This window comes from Nocardiopsis sp. MG754419 (assembly GCF_018207095.1).
GTDB lineage: Bacteria > Actinomycetota > Actinomycetes > Streptosporangiales > Streptosporangiaceae > Nocardiopsis.
The window spans coordinates 1-17,759 of record NZ_QOCZ01000113.1; the positions used below are offsets into that span (position 1 = coordinate 1).

Sequence of the window (17,759 nt, forward strand, 5' to 3'; positions counted from 1 at the left end):
GTGCGGGGCCGTGGGTGCGCGACAGGGGTGCGCACCCACGACCGCCCGGTCAGCCGCCGCCGGTGGCCGACTCGACCTCGGAGATGAACTGGTCCGCGGCCTCCTCCGGGGTGATGTCGCCGAAGAGCAGGTTGTCGGTGACCCGGCTGCTGATCTCCACCACCTGGCCGGCCCCGATCGGCGGCGGCGGGTTGCCGTCCACGATGGTGCCCTCGATCTCGGACATGAACTCGGCCGTGCGGGTGTCGGCCTCGGGCAGGTCGTCCAGGATGGCCTCGCGGACCTCCAGGTTGGCGGGCAGTCCGAGGTCGGCCAGGAGCAGTTCGGAGGCGGCCGGGTCGTTGATCATGTAGTCGAGGAAGAGCGCGGCCTCCTCGGGGTGGTCGGAGCCGGCCGAGACCGTGTAGTACATGGCGGGCTTGAGGAACAGGCCCGTGCGGTCGAACTCGGTCTCTCCCGGGTAGCGCAGGAGCTGGACCTCCCGACCCGAGGTCTCACTGACCCCGCCCAGCTGGTTGGTCCAGAAGTGCGCCATGGCTCCGGCGTTGTTGGAGATCACCGACTGGTCGATACCACCCGCCTGGATCTCCACGCTCTCCGAGGCGCTGGGCTGACCCTCGTTCTCCACCAGGTCCAGGGTGATCTGGAACCAGGCGGCGAGGGTGTCCCGGGAGAAGCCCAGCGATCCGTCCTCGTTGTAGAGGTTCTCCCCGTGCTGGCGGGCGAAGACCTGGAAGCCGGCCTCGTTGTAGGCCATGCTCTGGGTGCCCACGTACTCGCCGTCGGTGGCCTCGGTGATCTCCCCGGAGATCTCGACGTAGTCGTCCCACGTCCAGTTATCGTCGTCGGGCATGTCCACACCCGCGGCCTCGAAGGCCTCGGGGTCGGCGAGGATGGCGTAGGCGTTGACCCCCGAGGCGACACCGAACGTGCTGCCGTCCAGGTCACCGCTCTCGGCGATGAGCGGGTCCAGCCCGGACAGGTCCAGGTCGTCCAGCTCCTGAAGGTCCAACAGCGCGCCCCGGTCGGCGTACTCGCGCAGGTAACGCTCCTCCTGCATCGCGATGTCCGGCGAGTCGTTCGCCGCGGTGTTGGTAGCCAGCCGGTCCCAGTAGGAACCCCAGTCGGTGCTCTCCCCCGCGATCGTGATGCCGGGGTTGTCGGCCTCGAAGTTGGCGATGACCTCGTTCATGGTGGACTGGCGCTCGTCCGAGCCCCACCAGGAGAAGCGCAACTGGACGGTGCCGTCGTCGTCGCCCGATCCACCGCAGGCGGAGACCGCCAGCACCAGCGCGGTGGTCGCGGCGAGCGCGCCCGTCACCGGGCCGCGACGGTTTCGGAATCGGTCGAACCTGCCACCCGCGGGCCGGTGGGGGGGTACGCGCATGCTGAGACTTCCCTTCGAATACGGGACGGACTCACAACCGCCACCGCGTGTGAAGACGCGTGAAGAAAGTGGATCCACCACGCTTGGTAAGCGCTATCCAAACAGCGGATTCCGACATTTTTAACACCGTGTTTCACGGGTGTCAATGGTCCGCCATCGAGACGCCCCGGTCGGGCAAAGCCGCACACCGCTTCTTCAAGATCGCGAAAAACAGCAGATCACGAAGGGTTCCGGAGGATCATCGGCGCTCACCTCCGCTTTCGACCCCGCGAGCACCCTCCACCTTCACGCGACCTCCCGCCGGCCCGGGACGGACCTTGAGGGGACGTTCGGACACAGGAGGCAGGAAAACGCTTACCCATCGGGTGTGAACCGATGCGGGGTGGAAGCCGGGGTGGAGTGAGCGGCGACGTCGCGCAACGGGTCGAGCGAAGGACCGGGGTGATGGTGGGCCGGTGGCCCGGCACGGCGTCGGGCGGGTGATGGACCCCGACCACCGCGCTCGTTCACGGGCGGTTCGCGCCCCCTACGCCGTGCCCCTCGTTCCCGCCCGAAGCGCGCTGCCCACGCTCACGCACCCGACCGCCAGAGCGCCGCCGCGCCTGTGGCGGGCACGGGTCGTCCACAGGTTCACTGGCCGAGCCCGACCTGTGAACCTGTGCGCAACGGACCTCCCGCACTCCTTCGTCCAGAGGCTTCACCGACCTGCTTCGCTCACCCCAACCGCCTATTCACTGCGCTTCCTGTTTCGTGACACCGTGTTCTACTCGTGGTTGGGCCCGGACCAAGCGAAGGTGTGGGCACCCGTGACTCCGGTGAAGACCACGGCGTCCCCACGGCTACGAGGTCCATCCGGCGTTCCACCCGAGGTGTTCACCGGCCCCTCTCCATCCCAGCGGAGCAGGCCGTCCACAGCGATCCGGCGGGGGCGACCCAGGAGCGGGACCACGACCTCTCCCTCCCCCTCGGAGGGTTCCACGGTGAGAACGAACGACTCCTCGATCGGCTCGGTGGCCGGATCCCCTGCCGCGGCCGCGCCCAAGCTCGCGTCGCTTTCTGCTCCCTTACTCACTCCGGTCCTCGCCCCTCTCGCCTCGATGGCGCCGCCACCGGTCGCCGCCCGAGCTCCGGAATCGGTGTCGAGCCCGACCCTGAGCACTCTGGCCCGGGCCCAGCGGACGGCCAGACCTCCTCCCGGAGTCGGCACTCGACCCTGCGCCCAAGCGAGGTCGGCGGGTTCGGGCGCCACGCGCCAGCGCCGATACCCGGGCCCGGTCGGGCGCACTCCCAGAACTCCCTCTGTCAGGGCAGGCACAGCGGTGGTCCACGGGGTACTGGCGTAGTCGCCGTGTCGTCTGGTGCCGTCGGTCTGCCAGGCGAACCAGCCGGTGCCCGGGCCTTCGTCGAGCATGTGCCCCCACCAGCGGCGGATCAGGTCGAGAGCCCCCGGGGTGTCGCCGTGGCGTACACGGCCGAGGGCTTCCAGAGCCTGGACGTAGCCCTGGATGTCCGAGGCCCGGTAGGGGTTGTCCTCGAACTCGCTGGATCGAGTGCCGTAGGGCGTGGCCAGTTTCGTCCCCAGGAACTCCATCACCCGACGCGCTCGGTCGGCGTCCAGCGTGCCGAAGACCAGGTTCCCCGCGTTGGCGTCGCCCGTGTGGTCACGGGTGGGGTCGTCGCTGTTAAGGACCATCGCGCCGGTCCGTGCGTCCCACAGCCGTTCGAGCAGCGCCCTCCGCACACGCTCGGCCTGTTCATCGAGGCGCAGGGCGGCGTCGGGGGCCTCAGCGAGGTTGCGTTCCAACTCGGCGAGGCCCTGGAGTGCGCGGTGGAGGACGGCGTTGGTGAGGGAGTCGACCCCGACCGCCAGGTCGAGCGGCGACCAATTCGCGACCAGTGCCAGTGGCGCGTCCGGGTCGGTGCGTCGGTCGTGTTGCTCGCGGAAGAGGCCGTCGGCGTCGGTACGGTTGCTCAGGAAGGCGATGGCGCGGCGGGCGACCGGCAACAGCGGGCGCACGAAGGCGGCGTCCCCGGTGTACAGGTAGTGATCGGCCAGAGCCGCGACCCAGAAGGCGGTGAAGCTGTGGATGGTGACGTCGTGGAACAGCGAGATACCGTCGCCCACGTAGCCGAGAGCGAGGTCCGGGTCGGGCCCGTTCTCCGGGACGCGCCACCCAGTGGGGGGACCGGGTTCGACCGGGTGTTCGGCATCCCCGTGGACCAAGTGGGAGACGGCCAACGGGAAGGAACCGTCGGGGTTCTGTACCCAGCCGAACTGCCGGAGTGAGTGGCGTACCAGCCGTCGGTAGTCGCCGCTCTGTTGGTACCCGGCCAAGGCCTGCATGTGCAGGTCGCCCATGAAGAGGATCCGGTCGAAGGGGGCCGTCAGCATCCAAGGGCTGGGCCCCTCGGGCGCCCCGGGCAGGTCGCTGTCCTCGCTGACCGACGCGAGATCACCACTGTGCGCGCTGTGATGCCAAGCCCGGTTGAGCAGGCCGTCACTGGAGAGGAAGTGTCCGTCGCGACGCACCGGGTAGACGGTGGAGCGCACGCGGACGCGGTCGATGACGGCCTCGCCAGGGCCGTCGAGGGTGAGGAGCAGGTAGCGCGTCTCCCGTTTACCCTCGCTCACCAGGGTCGCCGGTGTGTCACGCGGCGAGAAGAGGTCGACGCGGGACCAGGGAGCGGCGTCGGTACCGAAGAAAGCCTGAAGGCCGTCACCCTTCGGGGAGAGTTGGTCTCGGAACTGCGCGTGCGCCACCCGCAGCGGCGCTCCGCTGATCCGTTGCACCACCACCTCCAGATACCCCATGGCGAGTAGTCCCAGGTCCACGATTACCGACGCGCTGTGTCGGGCGCGGGTACGCAGAGTGAGAGATGGACCGCCCTCCGCGAGCAGTCGGCTGACCCTTGCTTTCCCCGCGTTTCCTTCGCCCACGCCGGTTCCCGGGCCACCCCGGGTACAGGGAACACCGACACCCTGAAGATCATCCTCGACGGTCACCTCGGCCGGACCGATGAGCGGAGCATCGGGAAGGACCACCAGCGCGCGCCAGGCATCATCCTCGGGCAGGGATGTACGCGACAGTTCCTCTGCGGTGGGCGTCATCGTCATGGCGAGATCTCCTCTGGTCGTGTCTTCAACCCTAAGAAGCACATTTGAGACGCTCCATGCCTCAGAATCCGCTTTTCCTTCGCCAAAAGCTCACAACACCTACACTCGCGCCATGGATCTGCTGAGCGACGTGGTCACCTCGATGCGTTCGGGAACCCCCGGCGGCGCCCGGGTCGAGATGCACGGCACCTGGGGGTGGTATCTGCCGGGCGATCCTGAGGTGGCCGGGTTCATGGCAGTCTTGGCCGGCGTGTGCCACCTTTTCCCCGATGGCGCGGACGAGCCACTGCGCGTCGTCCCGGGTGACCTGGTGTTCTCCCCGCACGGAGGTGGTTACGGGCTGGCCGACACCTCGATCGCTCCGACACGGACGATGGAGGAGGCCCGCCCGAGTGCCGGGGGTTTCCACCGGCACACCTACGGAACACCCGACGACCGGCCGCCGGTGGCCTTCGTCGCCGGTGGCTACCGGATGGACCGGGCGCGGACGCACTCGTTGCTCACGGCGCTCCCCGCACACATCCACATACGTGAGAGCGGGGCGGGCCTGACCCGGGTCCTGGCGGAACTCGGCGAGGAGACCGCAACGTCCCGACCGGGCGGTGATGCCCTGCTTCCCTTGCTGTTGGACACGCTTCTCGTGTACATCCTGCGCGCCTGTCTGCGCCCGACCTCCGGCGCACAGGTGGAAGGGTGGGCACGCGCGTTGGACGACCCGGGCATCGGCGCCGCGCTGGCCTCGGTGCACCGGGATCCCGCCCACCCCTGGAGTGTGGACGCGCTCGCCCGCACCGCACGGATGTCCCGGGCCACCTTCACACGCCGATTCGCCGCACTGACGGGAATGCCACCAATGAGCTACGTGAGTTGGTGGCGGATGAACACCGCGCGGGGACTGCTGCGCGACACCGATCTGTCCGTGGAACAGGTCGCCTCACGGGTGGGTTACAGCTCGCCCTTCGCCTTCTCCCACGCCTTCCGACGCGGCCAGGGGACCTCTCCCCTGCGTTTCCGTGGCCGCCGGACGGGCCGCAGCGAAAACCCACTTCCGCCCTGATGAATATTCCTCTATACTCCCTATCGGAGCGGATGAAGAGCCAGAATAGGGAATTTCAGGGAACATCAGGGGCGTCACGGTGGCCCACCGATGATCGGCCCGAGCGCAAGGAGACCAGGGATGAGCGACACCACCGGCCCCGCCCCCGTCGAGGACACCGCGGCCCTGCGGTCGATGCTCCGCGCCGATCTGACCACCGCGATGAAGGCGCGCCGTCGTGACTCCGTCGCAGCGTTGCGCACCACCATCGCCGCGCTGGACAACGCCGAGGCCGTGCCGGTGCGGGGAGCGCCCGCGGAGACCACCGGCGCGCACATCGCCGGGGCCGAGCACGGCGTCGGTTCGACCGAGGCGCGGCGCCGTGCACTGACGCTCGACGAGGCCCTCTCCCTTCTGCGGGCACAGATCGAGGAACGGACCTCCGAGGCCGACCGCTACGCCTCCCTCGGCGCCCGCGAGGACGCCGAGCGACTCCGCCGCGAGGCCGACGCCCTCCGCGCCTACACCGCGACGCACACGACGACGGACCGGCCAGAGCCGGTCTGAGGGCGACGATGCCGGGGGCTCGGACCCCGGCGCGTCTCACACCCACGCCCGCTCCATCGCCGGCGCGCTCTCACCACCGCCCGAACCCGACCGCCCCCGCGCGGCCTCGTCCTCCCCGCGGGAAGCGGCCGGGGACGCAGTGCGAAAGCACCGATCGTCCTGGCGCGCCACGGTGGTAGGTTGACGCCGACCCCCGTCGAGCACGAGTGGAACCATGCCTCCCCCGGCCGAAGACCACGAGTCCACGCCTGCCCGTTCCTCGCAAGAACACCCTTCTCCTCCGCCCTTTCCGGTTCTGACCGGGAACATCGCGGCGAAGGCCTTCCCGCTCTACCTGTCGATGATCGCCGGTGTCCTCGGCACCCTGGTCACCGCCGCGGTCCTGGGCCACGCCGGCACCGCGTCACTGGCCGCCTACGCGATGACCATCGCCGTCTTCAACCCGGCCGTCATGGTCGTGCAGGGCGCCCTTCGCGGTTCGATGCCCTTCGTCGCCCAGAGCGGTGAGGACCCCGGGCGTCTGGCGCCCACCCTCCGGGACGCCATGTGGCCGGCACTGTGTTCCGGCGCCCTGGGCGCCCTGGTGATGACCACCGTGCCCACCGTGTCCGCGCTCATCGGGGTCCCCGAGGCGACGGTCGCCGCCTTCGGCCTCTTCCCCCACCTCATGGCCCTCACCCTGGTGGCGACGTCCTTCCAGACCTCGGCCACCACCCTGCTCATCGCCCTGGGCCGCTCCCGGGAGGCCCTGGGGATCGGCCTGGTGCACACCGCTCTGTCGGTCACGTTGATCCCCCTGGTCGTGCTGGGCCCGGGGCCGGTTCCGGCGCTGGGCATGAGCGGTGCCGGTGTCGCCATGCTCACCAACGCGTGCGTCACCTTGGTCGTCGCCCATCTCCTGCTGCGTCGGCGCACCGTCCTGGCCGGCCATCGGGTCGGCCTGGGGCGCCCGCAGTGGTCCTCCGTGTGGCGCATGGCCCGGGTCGGGTTGCCGATGGGATCAACCCTGCTCATCAAGTTCGGGGTGCTGAGCCTGGTGGCGATGGCCGCCGCGACCGTGGGCGTGGCCGATGCCGCGGCTCACCACATCCTGGTCACCCTGGCCACCTTCGTGTTCCTGCCCGCCACCGCGGTCGGGCAGGCGGCCGTGCCCTTCATGGCCCGCGCCGCCGCCACCGAGACCGCACCCGCGTACCGCGAAGTGCGCCGCTCCCTGCTGGCGGGGATCGTCCTGGCCCTGCCCGTGGTCGCCGCGAGCGTGCTCGTGATCTCGCTCGTCACCGGACCTCTGCTCGGCGTGTTCACCCCGGACGCCGAGGTCCGGGCCCTGGTGGTCGCCCTCCTCCCGGTCCTGTTCGTCGTGGTGGTGGCCGACGGGGCCCAGGCCCTGCCCGGCATGGGCCTGCTGGCCCTCAAGCGCACCGCCCCCACCCTCCGGACCTTCGCGCTCTGCTTCGGATGCCTGGCCCTGGCCGCCTTCCCCGTCGCGGCGGCCGGCGGACTGACCTGGCTCTGGTTCGCCTACGCCGTCGCCTCCGTCGGCCTGGTCCTGGGACAGGGTGCGAGCTTCCTCGGCGTCACGGCGGTACGCCACTGATATGGGGCCGGCTCCCGGCGGCGAGTCGGGGGGCCCGGACCACGGTTGCGGTCTCGGACGTTCCCACCACGTACCGCCCGCCTCCCACTCTGTCGGTGGGGTGTGGTTGTCTCTGAGCCATGGCTGTGGAGATCGAGCGGTTCCTGACGTCGGTGCACGCGCTTCCGGAGTGCGCGAGCACCGAGTCGCAGCGGTACACGACGTTCCGGGTGCGCGGAAGACCGTTCGGCTACCTCTGGCCGGACACCGAGACCGTGGGTCTCAAACAGACCCTCATCGAACAGGCGGCGCTGGTCGCCGAACGCCCCGACGTGTTCGAGGTGCAGTTCACCGCGGGCGGGTTCGGCTGGGTGGTCGTGCACCTGGCCGGCATCGAGCTGGACGAGCTCTGTGAGCTCACCCTGGAGGCCTGGTACCTGACCGCCCCGGAGGACCTGCTGACCGCGGTGCCGAGTCCGGAGTCCCTCGCCCAGGCGGGGTAGACGAGGGACCGACCGCTCTCAGCGTGTGGCGGCGACGCGGCGTTCGACCGCACCGAGCAGCGCGTCGGTGGTCTTGCCGCACACCGCGAGCAGGACGATGGCGAGCAGGAGGATGTCCGTGCGCCCCGTGTTCTGGCTGTGCGTGAGCAGGAACCCCAACCCCATGGTGGAGGCGATGAGTTCGGCGGCGACCACGAACAGCCAGCTCTGGGCCAGCGCCAGGCGCAGCCCCGCGAGCACCGAGGGCGCTGCGGCGGGCAGCAGGACGCGGGCGAACAACCCCACCCCGCGCAACCCGTAGGCCCGGCCGACTTCGACGAGGTGGCGGTCCTGGTGGGCCAGGGCCGAGGACACGGTGGTGTAGACGGGGAAGAACGCGCCGATGGCGATGAGCACCACCTTGGGGGCCTCCCCGATACCGAGCCAGAGCACGAGCAACGGCACCCACGCCAGCGAGGGGACGGCGCGCACCGCCTGGACGGTGGGCGCCAGGAGCAGACGTGCCGGGGTCACCAGGCCGACCACACCGCCGACGGCCACGCCGATGACGGTGCCCCAGGCGAAGCCCAGAAGGACCCGTTGCAGGCTGATGCCCAGGTGCGACCACATCTCGCCGCGCTCGACCAGGCCGGTGAAGGCCTCGGCCACGGCGAGTGGCGGCGGGAGCTGGGCCGCGTTGTAGAACCCCGCGGTGGCCGCCCACTGCCACAGGCCCACCAGCGCGAGGGGAACGACCAGCGCCAGGGCCGGCGCCCGCAGGCGCGCCCCGATCCGGCGGGTCGCCGGGGGCCGGGTGGACGTCCGGGCGGTGTCGGGCACGACGTCGGGACGGGTGTCCAGGCTCATCCGTCCTCCCCGCCACCGTCGGCGGCGTTGCGCGCGAAGGTGGGGTCGAAGAGGGTCTCCAGGGCCGCGGTCGCCTCCTCCTCGGACCGGACCAGGCCGTTGTCGACCAGGTAGGGCAGGATCCGCTCCAGGGTCCCGTGCAGTTCGTCGCCGGGGACGGGATCGTTGTCCAGGTGGGTGCGTTCGGTGAGCTGGAGTGCGGCGATCCCGGGGTCGATGCCCGCCTCCTCGGCGAGCAGGTCCACCGCCGCGTCGGGGTGGTCGGTGATCCAGGAACGGGCGCGCTCGTAGGCGTCGACGACGGCCTGGACGAGCGCGGGTTCGGAGGCGATGAAGTCCTCGTCGGCGTTGAGGGTGCCGAAGCTGTTGAGGGCCAGGTCGCGGTGGATGAGTCGGGACCCCGACTCCAGTTCGGAGGCGGCCATGTGCGGGTCGAGCCCGGCCCAGGCGTCGACGTCGCCGTTCTCCAGGGCCGTGCGGCCGTCCGCGTGCTGGAGGTCGGCGTAGTCGATGTCGCCGATGTCGATTCCGGCGCCGTCCAGGGTCTGCAGGAGGAAGAAATAGGGGTCGGTGCCGGAGGTGGCGGCGACGGTGGCCCCGGCCAGGTCCGCGGGCGCCTCGATGTCGGAGTCGGCGGGGACGACGATGGCCGACCACTCCGGCCGGCTGTAGACGTCGACGACCTTGAGGGGTGTGCCGTTGGCCCGGGCCAGGAGGGCGGGGGTGCCGGCGGTGGATCCGATGTCGATGGTCCGGGCGCGCAGGTTCTCGTTGGCCTTGTTACTGCCCTCGGAGAGCACCCACTCGACGTCGACGTCCAGGTCCTCTTCCAACCAGCCCTGGTCGCGGACGACCAGGGCGGCGACGTTGTAGTGGGCGTAGTCGAGACGGAGGGTGTCGGCCCGACCTGTGGTGGGTGCGGCGTCCTCCCCGGCCAGGCACCCGGTGAGGGTCAGGGACAGGGCGAGCACGGTCAGGGTCGTGGTCGGTCGTCGGTTCACGGGGTCTCCTGGGTGAGGGTGGGACCGGAGCGGCGGGGGACGCCGAGGCGTTCGAGGAGGTCGGCGCGCAGGGCCGCCAGCGTCCGGTCTCCTCGGTCGCGGGGGCGGCCGGGCGGCACGTCGACCAGGCCGCGCACGGTGGCGCCGGGCCGGTCGGGTGCGTGGCCGAGCAGGGCGACGCGATCGGCGAGATGGAGGGCCTCCTCGACGTCGTGGGTGACCAGGACGACGGTGGTGCCGGCCTCGCGTTGGACCCGGTCGATGAGGTCCTGCATGCGGAGTCGGGTGAGCGCGTCGAGGGCGGCGAGGGGTTCGTCGAGCAGCAGGACCCCGGGTCGGCGGGCCAGGGCGCGGGCGAGGGCGACGCGCTGGGCCATGCCGCCGGAGATCTGGTGGGGCCGGTGGTCGTGGAAGTCGGCGAGTCCGACGACGTCGAGCCAGTGCCGGATGCGGGCGCGCCCCTCGGCGCGGTCGCCGCCGCGCGGGAGGCCGAGTGCGACGTTGGCCGCGAGGGTGCGCCAGGCCAGGAGGCGCGGTTCCTGGAAGACGACGGCGCAGCGGGGGTGGACGTCGTGGACGGTGGCGCCGTCGATCTCGACGGAGCCGCCGGTGGGCCGGTCGAGTCCGGCGATCTGCCGTAGGAGGGTGGACTTTCCGCAGCCGGAGGGGCCGAGGAGGGCCAGGGTCTCCCCCGGTGGGACGTCGAGGTCGATGTCACGGAGGACCAGGTGCGCGGTGGACCCGTGGGAGAAGGCCCGGTGGAGGCCGCGCACGGTCACGCGTGCGGCGGGCAGGTGGGTGCGGGTGGGCGGGCCGGCCATGGGGGTGCTCCAGGGGCATGAGCCTATTACCGATTAAATCTGTAGGAAATATAGACTATGCGGCGGCGGGCTGTCGACCAGGAGCGCCTCACCGGCTCGGGACCTGGCTCAGGCACCGCGGAAGGTGCGCCGGTAGGCGCTCGGCGACACCCCCAGGCTCTGGTGCATGTGCTGGCGCAAAGACGCGCCCGTACCGAAGCCGGCGCGGTCGGCGATCCGGTCCACCGGAAGCTCGGAGCCCTCCAGCAACCGCCGCGCCAGGTCCAGTCGCTGCTCGGCCAGCCAGCGCCCCGGGGAGAGCCCGGTCTCGTCCCGGAAGCGACGGGTGAAGGTGCGCACGCTCATCCCGGCGTGCGCGGCCATCTCCGGCAGGCCCGGCCGGTCCTCCAGGTGCTCCAGCGCCCAGGCACGGGCGGCCGCGGTGGCTGCGCGTCCGGGTTCGGGCAGGGGCCGGCGGATGTACTGGGCCTGGCCGCCGTCACGGTGGGGCGGAACCACGGTGCCCCGGGCGACCTCGTTGGCGACGGCCGCGCCGTGGTCGCACCGGATCATGTGCAGGCAGAGGTCGATGCCGGAGGCCACCCCAGCGGCGGTGAGGTGGCGACCGTTGTCGGTGTAGAGCACGTCGGGGTCGAGTTCGATGTGCGGATACATGGCACGGAAGTACGCGGCCGAACGCCAGTGCGTGGTGACCCGGCACCCGTCCAACATCCCGGCGGCGGCCAGCACGAAGGCGCCGGTGCAGATGGAGGCCACGCGCGCGGTGTCCGGGACCAGGGTCAGCGCGGCGGCCAGGTCGGGGGCCAAGGGGTCGTGGGGACGCTCCCCGTAGTCCTCGTCGGCGGCCGGCAGCACCACGGTGGCGGCCTCGGCGAGCGCACCGGGTCCATGGTCGACGAGGATCTCGAAGTCGGCGTCGGTACGCACCCGCCCGGGTTCCAGTGCGCAGGTACGGACCTCGTAGAGCGGGGCGCCGCCGGGGTCCCGGGCCTGGCCGAAGAGGCGGTGCACCGCCGCGGCCTCGAAGGACAACAGGCCCTGCCGGGCCAGGACGAGGACCGGGTGACGCTCGGGGTGCCGAAAGACGCTCATGGCCCGATTCTTTCACTTGTTGGCTTTCGGGCCACTATCGACGTCGGTGCGCCCACGCGAGCCTGGAGCCATGCCGACGACGACACACACGAACGCGTCCGTTCGACCGCGCCGAGCCTGGTGGGTGGCCATGGCGGCCGGGCTCGTCATCACCGGAGCGGCCGCCTTCGCGACCGTGCCCGGACTGCTCACCGACCCCCTGCACACCGAGTACCGGTGGTCGCGGGCGGGTATCGGCCTGGCCGCCTCGGTGAACATGGTGGTCTACGGGCTCGTCGCCCCCTTCGCGGCGGCGTGGATGGACCGCTTCGGGCTGCGCCGCGTGGCGTGGGTCGCACTGGTCACGGTGGCCATCGGCACCACGCTGACCACCCTCATGTCCCATCCCTGGCAGTTCACCCTGTACTGGGGGCTGCTGGTGGGCGCGGGCACGGGGTCGTTGTCGATGACCTTCGCCGCCACGGTGGCCCGACACTGGTTCGTGGAACGGCGCGGCCTGGTGGTGGGCGCGCTGACCGGGGCCGCCGCGTTCGGGCAGATGGTGTTCCTGCCGGGGCTGGCGTGGGTGGTGGACCACCACTCGTGGCGACCGGCACTGGTGACACTCGCGTTGACCGCGCTGGTACTGGCGGTCCTGGCCGTCCTGGTGTTGCGCGACCATCCCGCCGACGTGGGGTCACACCCCTACGGCGCGCCCCGACCGGTCCCCCGTCCCGCGCCGGCGACGGGCGCCGCGGCCCGGACTCTGAGGGTGCTGTTCGGCGCGGTGCGCGACCGTCGTTTCCTGCTCGTGGCCGGAACCTTCGCGGTGTGCGGCGCCACCACCAATGGACTGTTGTGGACGCACTTCGTGCCCGCCGCGCAGGACCAGGGCATGGCGGTGACGGCGGCCGCGGCGCTGGTGTCGGCGGTGGGGGTGTTCTCCCTCGTGGGGACGGTGGCCTCCGGCTGGCTGACGGACCGGTGCGACCCCCTCGTCCTGTTGGCGACCTACTACGGGGGGCGGGCGCTGACGCTGGCCCTGCTGCCCCTGGCGCTCGGGCCTCAGGCGGGCCCCGCGATCGTGGTGTTCGTGGTGGTGTTCGGACTGTTGGACGTGGCGACGGTGCCACCGACCATCCTGTTGGCCCACCGGTGGTTCGGCTCCGCCGGCGCCGTGGTGTTCGGCTGGGTCAACGCGGTGCACCAGGTGGGTGCGGGCGCCATGGCGGTCACCGGTGGTCTGGTGCGCGACGTGGGCGGCGGGTACGGGCCGGTGTGGCTGCTGGCCGCGGCGCTGTGCCTGTCCGCGATGGTGGCGCTCCTGGGTGCGCGGACATGGCTGCGATGACACGGGCGAGGCGGCCCAGTGCGTTCTCCCTGGTGGTGTTGGTGATCGTCGGTCTGCTCGGCTACGTGGGGCTGTCCGGGTGGGAGCAGGGGGTACGCGCCGCGCAGGGCGAGGGGACACCGGGGGTGTTCGTGGCCGCGACTCTGTCCTGCGTGCAGCACCCGGGGCACGAGTCGTGCGTGTGCCAGGGCGGCTTCACCCCCGAGCCCGAGCACGGGTCGCCAGACGAGGGCGGGACCGTCGGCGCTCCGACCGGGGAACGATCGGTGCGACTGCACGCGGCGGACCGCTCCGACTGCGCGACGGGCGAGGAGATCCCGGCGGTCGACTCCGGTGCCTCGGACCGTGTCTACGGACCGGCCGGATCGCGCGAGTGGGTGCTCTCGGTGGCACTGATGGTCCTCTCGGCGGGGGTCACCGCGATCGTGGTGGCGGGGTGGTTCCGTCGGCCTCGACCCGCTGCCGACGCGGTCCCTCCAGGTCGCCGAGGGCGTGGGCGCGGCAGGGAGGGGGCGACGCACCGCTCCGGTCGCACTCGCCCGTGGGAGCGATCCCAGAATCTCTCCGAAACCCCCTTGTGACACAGCGGAATCAGACCTACAGTCACTTAACACTTGTTCAGCGTGGCCTCGGCCGACCCCGACGGAACCGCGCGCGACCCGCTAGCACGCGCGTGTCCGGATCGGACCGACGGCCCCGAATCCCTCTTGGAGAAGCGGATGCGCCGCAGCATCAAGAACACCCTCACCGCCACCGTCGGTCTCGGAGCGGCGGCGGCCCTCAGCGCCACCGCCCTGACCTGGACCGGGAGTGACGTGACCGAGAACAGCGCCCTGACCTCGGCCGAGGCGGCCGAACCCGGCGAGCTCGTGTGGTCCGACGAATTCGACGGCGCGGCCGGTGACGCCCCCGACCCCGCCTACTGGAACCACGAGACCGGCGACCACGGCTGGGGCAACGAGGAACTGCAGAACTACACCGAGAGCCGGGAGAACTCCGCGCTCGACGGCGACGGCAACCTCGTCATCACCGCCCGCCAGGAGAGCGACGGCTCCTACACCTCGGCGCGCATGACCACCCAGAACAACATCGAGCACTCCTACGGGCGTATCGAGGCGCGCATCCACCTGCCCAGTGGACAGGGCATCTGGCCGGCGTTCTGGATGTTGGGCTCGGACTTCCCGGACACCCCGTGGCCGGACTCCGGCGAGATCGACATCATGGAGTTCATCGGCAGCGACGTCGGCACGGTCCACGGCACCGTGCACGGGCCCGGTTACTCGGCCGGCGACGGTGTCGGCGCCGCCTACGACCACCCGGACGGCGGGGACTTCTCCGACGACTTCCACGTCTTCGCGATCGATTGGGAGCCGGGTTCCCTCACCTGGTCGGTGGACGGTGTCCCCTTCAACACCATCACCCCCGACGACGTCGACGGCGACTGGGTGTTCGACCAGGACTACTTCATGATCCTGAACGTGGCCGTCGGCGGGCAGTGGCCCGGCTACCCCGACGAGAGCACCGAGTTCCCGCAGGAGATGAAGGTGGACTACGTGCGGGTCTACGACCAGAGCTGACCCCGCTCCCCCACACCCCGGGGCCCACGGCGACGCGCCGTGGGCCCCTCGTCGTGACGGGCCACGCCGGCACCCGCTCCTCGGCGTCCGGCGCCCGCCGGAGTGCTACTCTCCGCGCATGCCCGGAACACCCGATCCAACACCGTGTCCTCCGAGGTCGGAGGCGCACAGGCGGCTCCTCACGGCCGCTCCCGCACGGGTGGACGAGGGCGCCGTCGCACAGTCGCCTGCGACCACCCCGGTCGGGTTCGTCGCCCCGCCCGCACCCGAGGAGAACCCGTGACCCGACAGGCCGTGCGCTCCGTGACCGCAGCCGCCCCGATGCTCGTCCTGACCTTGGTGGCGGGATGCTCCGGGCCCCTCGGAGACGCGGAGGCGCGCAGCTACGACACGGTTCCCCGGCCCCTGATCGTGGAGGGTGACAACGCCGAACTCGCGCTCATCGCCTCCGACAACGACGGGATCAGGGTGACCCGCGAGGACTCCGGGCAGGCCGGCGGCGAGTGGGGCCTGGAGGGCGACACCCTCACCCTGGGCTCCGACTGCGCCGTGTTCTCCCGCTGCCACGTGCGCTACGTGGTCGCCCTCCCCGCCGACGTCGAACTGTCGGTGCGCACCGACAACGGCACGGTCTCCCTCAACGGATTCACCTCCGCGGTTGAGGTCACCAGTGAGAACGGCACGGTGAGGGCCACCGATCTCTCCGGAGCGCTCGACCTTGCCTCCGAGAACGGCGACCTGGAACTGGACGGGATCACCTCCGGCACCGTGGCGATGGCGACCGACAACGGCACCGTCGACGCCACCTTCGCCTCCCGGCCCACGGACGTGGAGGTGAGCACCAACAACGGCGCAGCGACCCTCACCCTCCCCGACGGCCCCTACGCGGTCTTCGAGACCGTGGGCAACGGGCGGATCGACGCCGAGATCGACACCGAGGACGACGCCGACAGCACCGTCAACGCCCGTACCGAGAACGGCACCATCACGCTGGTCCCCCTGGACTGACACTCTCAGGGCCACCCGACGGGGAACGTGGTCGGAGCCGACGGGGCCCGCACCGTGGTCGCGTCCGCACCGGCCGCGGCCGAGGGTGGCCGATCCCTTCCGCCCTCGGCGTGGGCGTCCTCGATGGTCCGTTCGGCCCTCCACGGACCCGTTCTCCGAAAAGGGCGGTGCACGCCCCACGTTCGGCCCTGACCTGCGCTCGGAGTTCACCCGGCCGTGCGCGCATCGGCGCCCAGAGGGAGGATCGACCCCTTTTCAATTGATCACCCTGAGTACATGATCGGCTACTTTTGGCCACTTTCGGCCACCGGGGTCGCGAATGAGGGCCGGTCACGATGGCCTGTCCTAGACTCACCGCGCGTGCCGGCCCTGACACGGGAGCTCCACTGCCCCGGAGCCTCGGACCCCTGCCACCTCTCGGGGAGATCCGCATGTCCTTCCAGTCCTTACTGTCCCTGGTCCTGACGATCCTGCCCGCGGTGGCGGCGATCGCGGGGCTGTGTCTGCTCGGCCCGGTGGATCGCCGCGATCGCGCGTTGGTGGTCCCCGGGTTGCTCCTGGTCGTCCTGGGCGGCGTCCTCGGCCTCATCGTGTTCATCGTGATGACCGGGTTCGGGGTCGTGTCGGGGTCGCTCCAGGTCCTCAACGTGGTCGACCACCTGTCCTGGGTGCTGCCGATCATCGGCCTCGTCCCACTGGCGTTGGCCGCCACCCGTGGAACACCCGTCGACGGACCGGGCGAAACACGCCCCACGGTCCGGGAAGGTCACTCATGATCCTGTCCCCGCTCCTGTCCTCCACCCTGGGCGTCGCCGTGCCGCTGTGCTGCCTCGCCCTCGGAGCCCTGTCACTGCTCCGGGCCCGGCGGCTCACCAGCGGACGGGGGCTCGTCCTGGCCGCCGCGGGGTTCCTCGGCCTGTACGGGGCTCTGGGCCTGGTGATCCGGGTGCTGCGCACACTCCACCCGTACGGCCGCCCCGGCCCGGGGGAGAACCTGGAGGAACCGTCGACCCTGCGCACCCTCACTGACGAGGTGATCCAGCCCGTCTGGGGGTACTCGAACGCGGCCCTCCTGGCGGTGGCCGTCGTGTTACTGGTGACGACCGTGCTGCACCGGCGCGACCCTCACGGAATCGTGACGGCCATGGCGGAGAACCGACGCGGGCCCTTCTTCCTCCCGGGCCACCCTCGGCCTCCACTGACCCTCTCCCACGACGCCCCGGTGACCGTGCCGCTCCAGAGGGGGCCGGCGATCACGTGGCGCGACATCGCCCGGGTCGGACGGGCTCCCTCGTCGCCCTCGGGAACCGTGTTCGACGCCATCCCCGAGCAGCGCCGACCCGAGGAACAGCGCCCCGGCGCGCACCGGCGTTCCACGCCCGAGCCCCCGGCCCCTCTGCGACCCGAGGCGGACCCGCCTCGGCCCCGAGGCAGGCACCGCGCCCCGGAGCCCCCGGACGACGCGGCGCCCCGTTCCTGACCCGCCCGGGCGGGAACCGTGCGCCGTACACGGGCCGGCCCTCGGGGCCGGGCCACCGCGCGGGTCTCCTTGCTCACACCGGAGCGGCGTCGACGCGCGAGGACCGCACCCGAGCTCGGTGCCCGCGTATCCGACGGAACGCGGTCGCACCGGCCCCCTCGGGGCCCCTCTCCGGCCGTGCACCGACCACGGTCCGGCCTTTCAACGCACACGTTGACAAACCGCTCACACAGGGTGATGTGACCCCATCGGGGTGCATGTTCTACAATCGCAACCATGCTCGGTCCCGCACGCTTCCTGCGCATGGCACTGATCTCCATGTCGCTCACGAGCACCGATGACGGCCTCTGTCGCCGCCGGTGCCGTTCCGTCGTGCGCTGACCCGAACCCTCCGCGCTCCGACGCGGCACCGGCCTCCCC

Annotated in this window: 16 protein-coding genes; 10 read left to right on the forward strand and 6 right to left on the reverse strand. The window is 71.2% G+C overall.

The features are described 5' to 3' along the window. Window positions 1–49 precede the first annotated feature (49 nt). On the reverse strand, window positions 50–1,387 hold the full coding sequence (locus tag DSY14_RS19660; protein WP_211718064.1) for an ABC transporter substrate-binding protein: 1,338 nt from the start codon (window positions 1,385–1,387) through the stop codon (window positions 50–52). A 763-nt stretch (window positions 1,388–2,150) separates the two neighbouring features. Further along, window positions 2,151–4,502 carry an alpha-L-rhamnosidase C-terminal domain-containing protein gene (locus DSY14_RS19665; protein ID WP_249188152.1) on the reverse strand — a complete coding sequence of 784 codons (2,352 nt, stop codon included), beginning with the start codon at window positions 4,500–4,502 and terminating at the stop codon, window positions 2,151–2,153. 112 nt (window positions 4,503–4,614) lie between these two features. Between DSY14_RS19665 and DSY14_RS19670 the strand changes: the two genes are divergently transcribed. The 4 genes from DSY14_RS19670 (at window position 4,615) to DSY14_RS19685 (ending at window position 8,184) form a co-directional block, all read left to right on the forward strand. Then, entirely contained in the window at window positions 4,615–5,559 is a 945-nt protein-coding gene (locus tag DSY14_RS19670; protein ID WP_211718065.1) for an AraC family transcriptional regulator, read from the forward strand. Between the two features lie 120 nt (window positions 5,560–5,679). Beyond that, complete coding sequence (locus DSY14_RS19675; RefSeq protein WP_211718066.1) at window positions 5,680–6,105, forward strand: hypothetical protein; 426 nt, start codon at window positions 5,680–5,682, stop codon at window positions 6,103–6,105. Window positions 6,106–6,319: 214 nt separating this feature from the next. After that, the gene (locus tag DSY14_RS19680) at window positions 6,320–7,702 is read left to right on the forward strand and encodes an MATE family efflux transporter (RefSeq protein ID WP_249188153.1); all 1,383 of its coding nucleotides are present in this window, start codon (window positions 6,320–6,322) and stop codon (window positions 7,700–7,702) included. A gap of 119 nt (window positions 7,703–7,821) precedes the next feature. Continuing rightward, a complete protein-coding gene (locus DSY14_RS19685) occupies window positions 7,822–8,184 on the forward strand; it encodes an MmcQ/YjbR family DNA-binding protein (protein WP_211718067.1) in 363 nt (120 codons plus the stop codon). An 18-nt stretch (window positions 8,185–8,202) separates the two neighbouring features. Here DSY14_RS19685 and DSY14_RS19690 read toward each other — a convergent pair whose 3' ends face one another. The 4 genes from DSY14_RS19690 to DSY14_RS19705 all read right to left on the reverse strand — a co-directional run bounded on the left by DSY14_RS19690 (window position 8,203) and on the right by DSY14_RS19705 (window position 11,944). After that, on the reverse strand, window positions 8,203–9,030 hold the full coding sequence (locus DSY14_RS19690) for an ABC transporter permease (RefSeq protein ID WP_211718068.1): 828 nt from the start codon (window positions 9,028–9,030) through the stop codon (window positions 8,203–8,205). Continuing rightward, entirely contained in the window at window positions 9,027–10,031 is a 1,005-nt protein-coding gene (locus DSY14_RS19695) for an aliphatic sulfonate ABC transporter substrate-binding protein (protein WP_211718069.1), read from the reverse strand. The genes DSY14_RS19690 and DSY14_RS19695 overlap by 4 nt, the downstream gene beginning before the upstream one ends. Further along, the gene (locus tag DSY14_RS19700) at window positions 10,028–10,852 is read right to left on the reverse strand and encodes an ABC transporter ATP-binding protein (RefSeq protein ID WP_211718070.1); all 825 of its coding nucleotides are present in this window, start codon (window positions 10,850–10,852) and stop codon (window positions 10,028–10,030) included. The genes DSY14_RS19695 and DSY14_RS19700 overlap by 4 nt, the downstream gene beginning before the upstream one ends. 108 nt (window positions 10,853–10,960) lie before the next feature. Then, window positions 10,961–11,944, reverse strand: coding sequence for a GlxA family transcriptional regulator (locus DSY14_RS19705; RefSeq protein ID WP_211718071.1), 984 nt, complete (start codon window positions 11,942–11,944; stop codon window positions 10,961–10,963). Between the two features lie 70 nt (window positions 11,945–12,014). On the opposite strand from DSY14_RS19705, the gene DSY14_RS19710 reads away from it, so the two are divergent. The 6 genes from DSY14_RS19710 to DSY14_RS19735 all read left to right on the forward strand — a co-directional run bounded on the left by DSY14_RS19710 (window position 12,015) and on the right by DSY14_RS19735 (window position 17,339). Then, the gene (locus tag DSY14_RS19710; protein ID WP_211718072.1) at window positions 12,015–13,274 is read left to right on the forward strand and encodes an MFS transporter; all 1,260 of its coding nucleotides are present in this window, start codon (window positions 12,015–12,017) and stop codon (window positions 13,272–13,274) included. Then, the gene (locus DSY14_RS19715) at window positions 13,262–13,855 is read left to right on the forward strand and encodes a hypothetical protein (RefSeq protein WP_211718073.1); all 594 of its coding nucleotides are present in this window, start codon (window positions 13,262–13,264) and stop codon (window positions 13,853–13,855) included. The genes DSY14_RS19710 and DSY14_RS19715 overlap by 13 nt, the downstream gene beginning before the upstream one ends. 138 nt (window positions 13,856–13,993) lie before the next feature. After that, window positions 13,994–14,851 carry a family 16 glycosylhydrolase gene (locus DSY14_RS19720; RefSeq protein ID WP_211718074.1) on the forward strand — a complete coding sequence of 286 codons (858 nt, stop codon included), beginning with the start codon at window positions 13,994–13,996 and terminating at the stop codon, window positions 14,849–14,851. Window positions 14,852–15,130: 279 nt separating this feature from the next. Then, entirely contained in the window at window positions 15,131–15,859 is a 729-nt protein-coding gene (locus DSY14_RS19725; RefSeq protein WP_307851277.1) for a DUF4097 family beta strand repeat-containing protein, read from the forward strand. A 431-nt stretch (window positions 15,860–16,290) separates the two neighbouring features. Continuing rightward, a complete protein-coding gene (locus DSY14_RS19730; protein WP_211718075.1) occupies window positions 16,291–16,635 on the forward strand; it encodes a hypothetical protein in 345 nt (114 codons plus the stop codon). After that, window positions 16,632–17,339 (forward strand): hypothetical protein, encoded by a 708-nt coding sequence (locus DSY14_RS19735; RefSeq protein ID WP_211718076.1) that lies wholly within the window; start codon window positions 16,632–16,634, stop codon window positions 17,337–17,339. The genes DSY14_RS19730 and DSY14_RS19735 overlap by 4 nt, the downstream gene beginning before the upstream one ends. Window positions 17,340–17,759 lie beyond the last annotated feature (420 nt).

Bases quoted from the DNA above. Each gene is read 5' to 3' on its own strand.
- DSY14_RS19660 (WP_211718064.1), bottom strand. From the start codon at position 1,387: ATGCGCGTACCCCCCCACCGGCCCGCGGGTGGCAGGTTCGACCGATTC.
- DSY14_RS19665 (WP_249188152.1), bottom strand. From the start codon at position 4,502: ATGACGATGACGCCCACCGCAGAGGAACTGTCGCGTACATCCCTGCCC.
- DSY14_RS19670 (WP_211718065.1), top strand. From the start codon at position 4,615: ATGGATCTGCTGAGCGACGTGGTCACCTCGATGCGTTCGGGAACCCCC.
- DSY14_RS19675 (WP_211718066.1), top strand. From the start codon at position 5,680: ATGAGCGACACCACCGGCCCCGCCCCCGTCGAGGACACCGCGGCCCTG.
- DSY14_RS19680 (WP_249188153.1), top strand. From the start codon at position 6,320: ATGCCTCCCCCGGCCGAAGACCACGAGTCCACGCCTGCCCGTTCCTCG.
- DSY14_RS19685 (WP_211718067.1), top strand. From the start codon at position 7,822: ATGGCTGTGGAGATCGAGCGGTTCCTGACGTCGGTGCACGCGCTTCCG.
- DSY14_RS19690 (WP_211718068.1), bottom strand. From the start codon at position 9,030: ATGAGCCTGGACACCCGTCCCGACGTCGTGCCCGACACCGCCCGGACG.
- DSY14_RS19700 (WP_211718070.1), bottom strand. From the start codon at position 10,852: ATGGCCGGCCCGCCCACCCGCACCCACCTGCCCGCCGCACGCGTGACC.
- DSY14_RS19705 (WP_211718071.1), bottom strand. From the start codon at position 11,944: ATGAGCGTCTTTCGGCACCCCGAGCGTCACCCGGTCCTCGTCCTGGCC.
- DSY14_RS19710 (WP_211718072.1), top strand. From the start codon at position 12,015: ATGCCGACGACGACACACACGAACGCGTCCGTTCGACCGCGCCGAGCC.
- DSY14_RS19715 (WP_211718073.1), top strand. From the start codon at position 13,262: ATGGCTGCGATGACACGGGCGAGGCGGCCCAGTGCGTTCTCCCTGGTG.
- DSY14_RS19720 (WP_211718074.1), top strand. From the start codon at position 13,994: ATGCGCCGCAGCATCAAGAACACCCTCACCGCCACCGTCGGTCTCGGA.
- DSY14_RS19730 (WP_211718075.1), top strand. From the start codon at position 16,291: ATGTCCTTCCAGTCCTTACTGTCCCTGGTCCTGACGATCCTGCCCGCG.
- DSY14_RS19735 (WP_211718076.1), top strand. From the start codon at position 16,632: ATGATCCTGTCCCCGCTCCTGTCCTCCACCCTGGGCGTCGCCGTGCCG.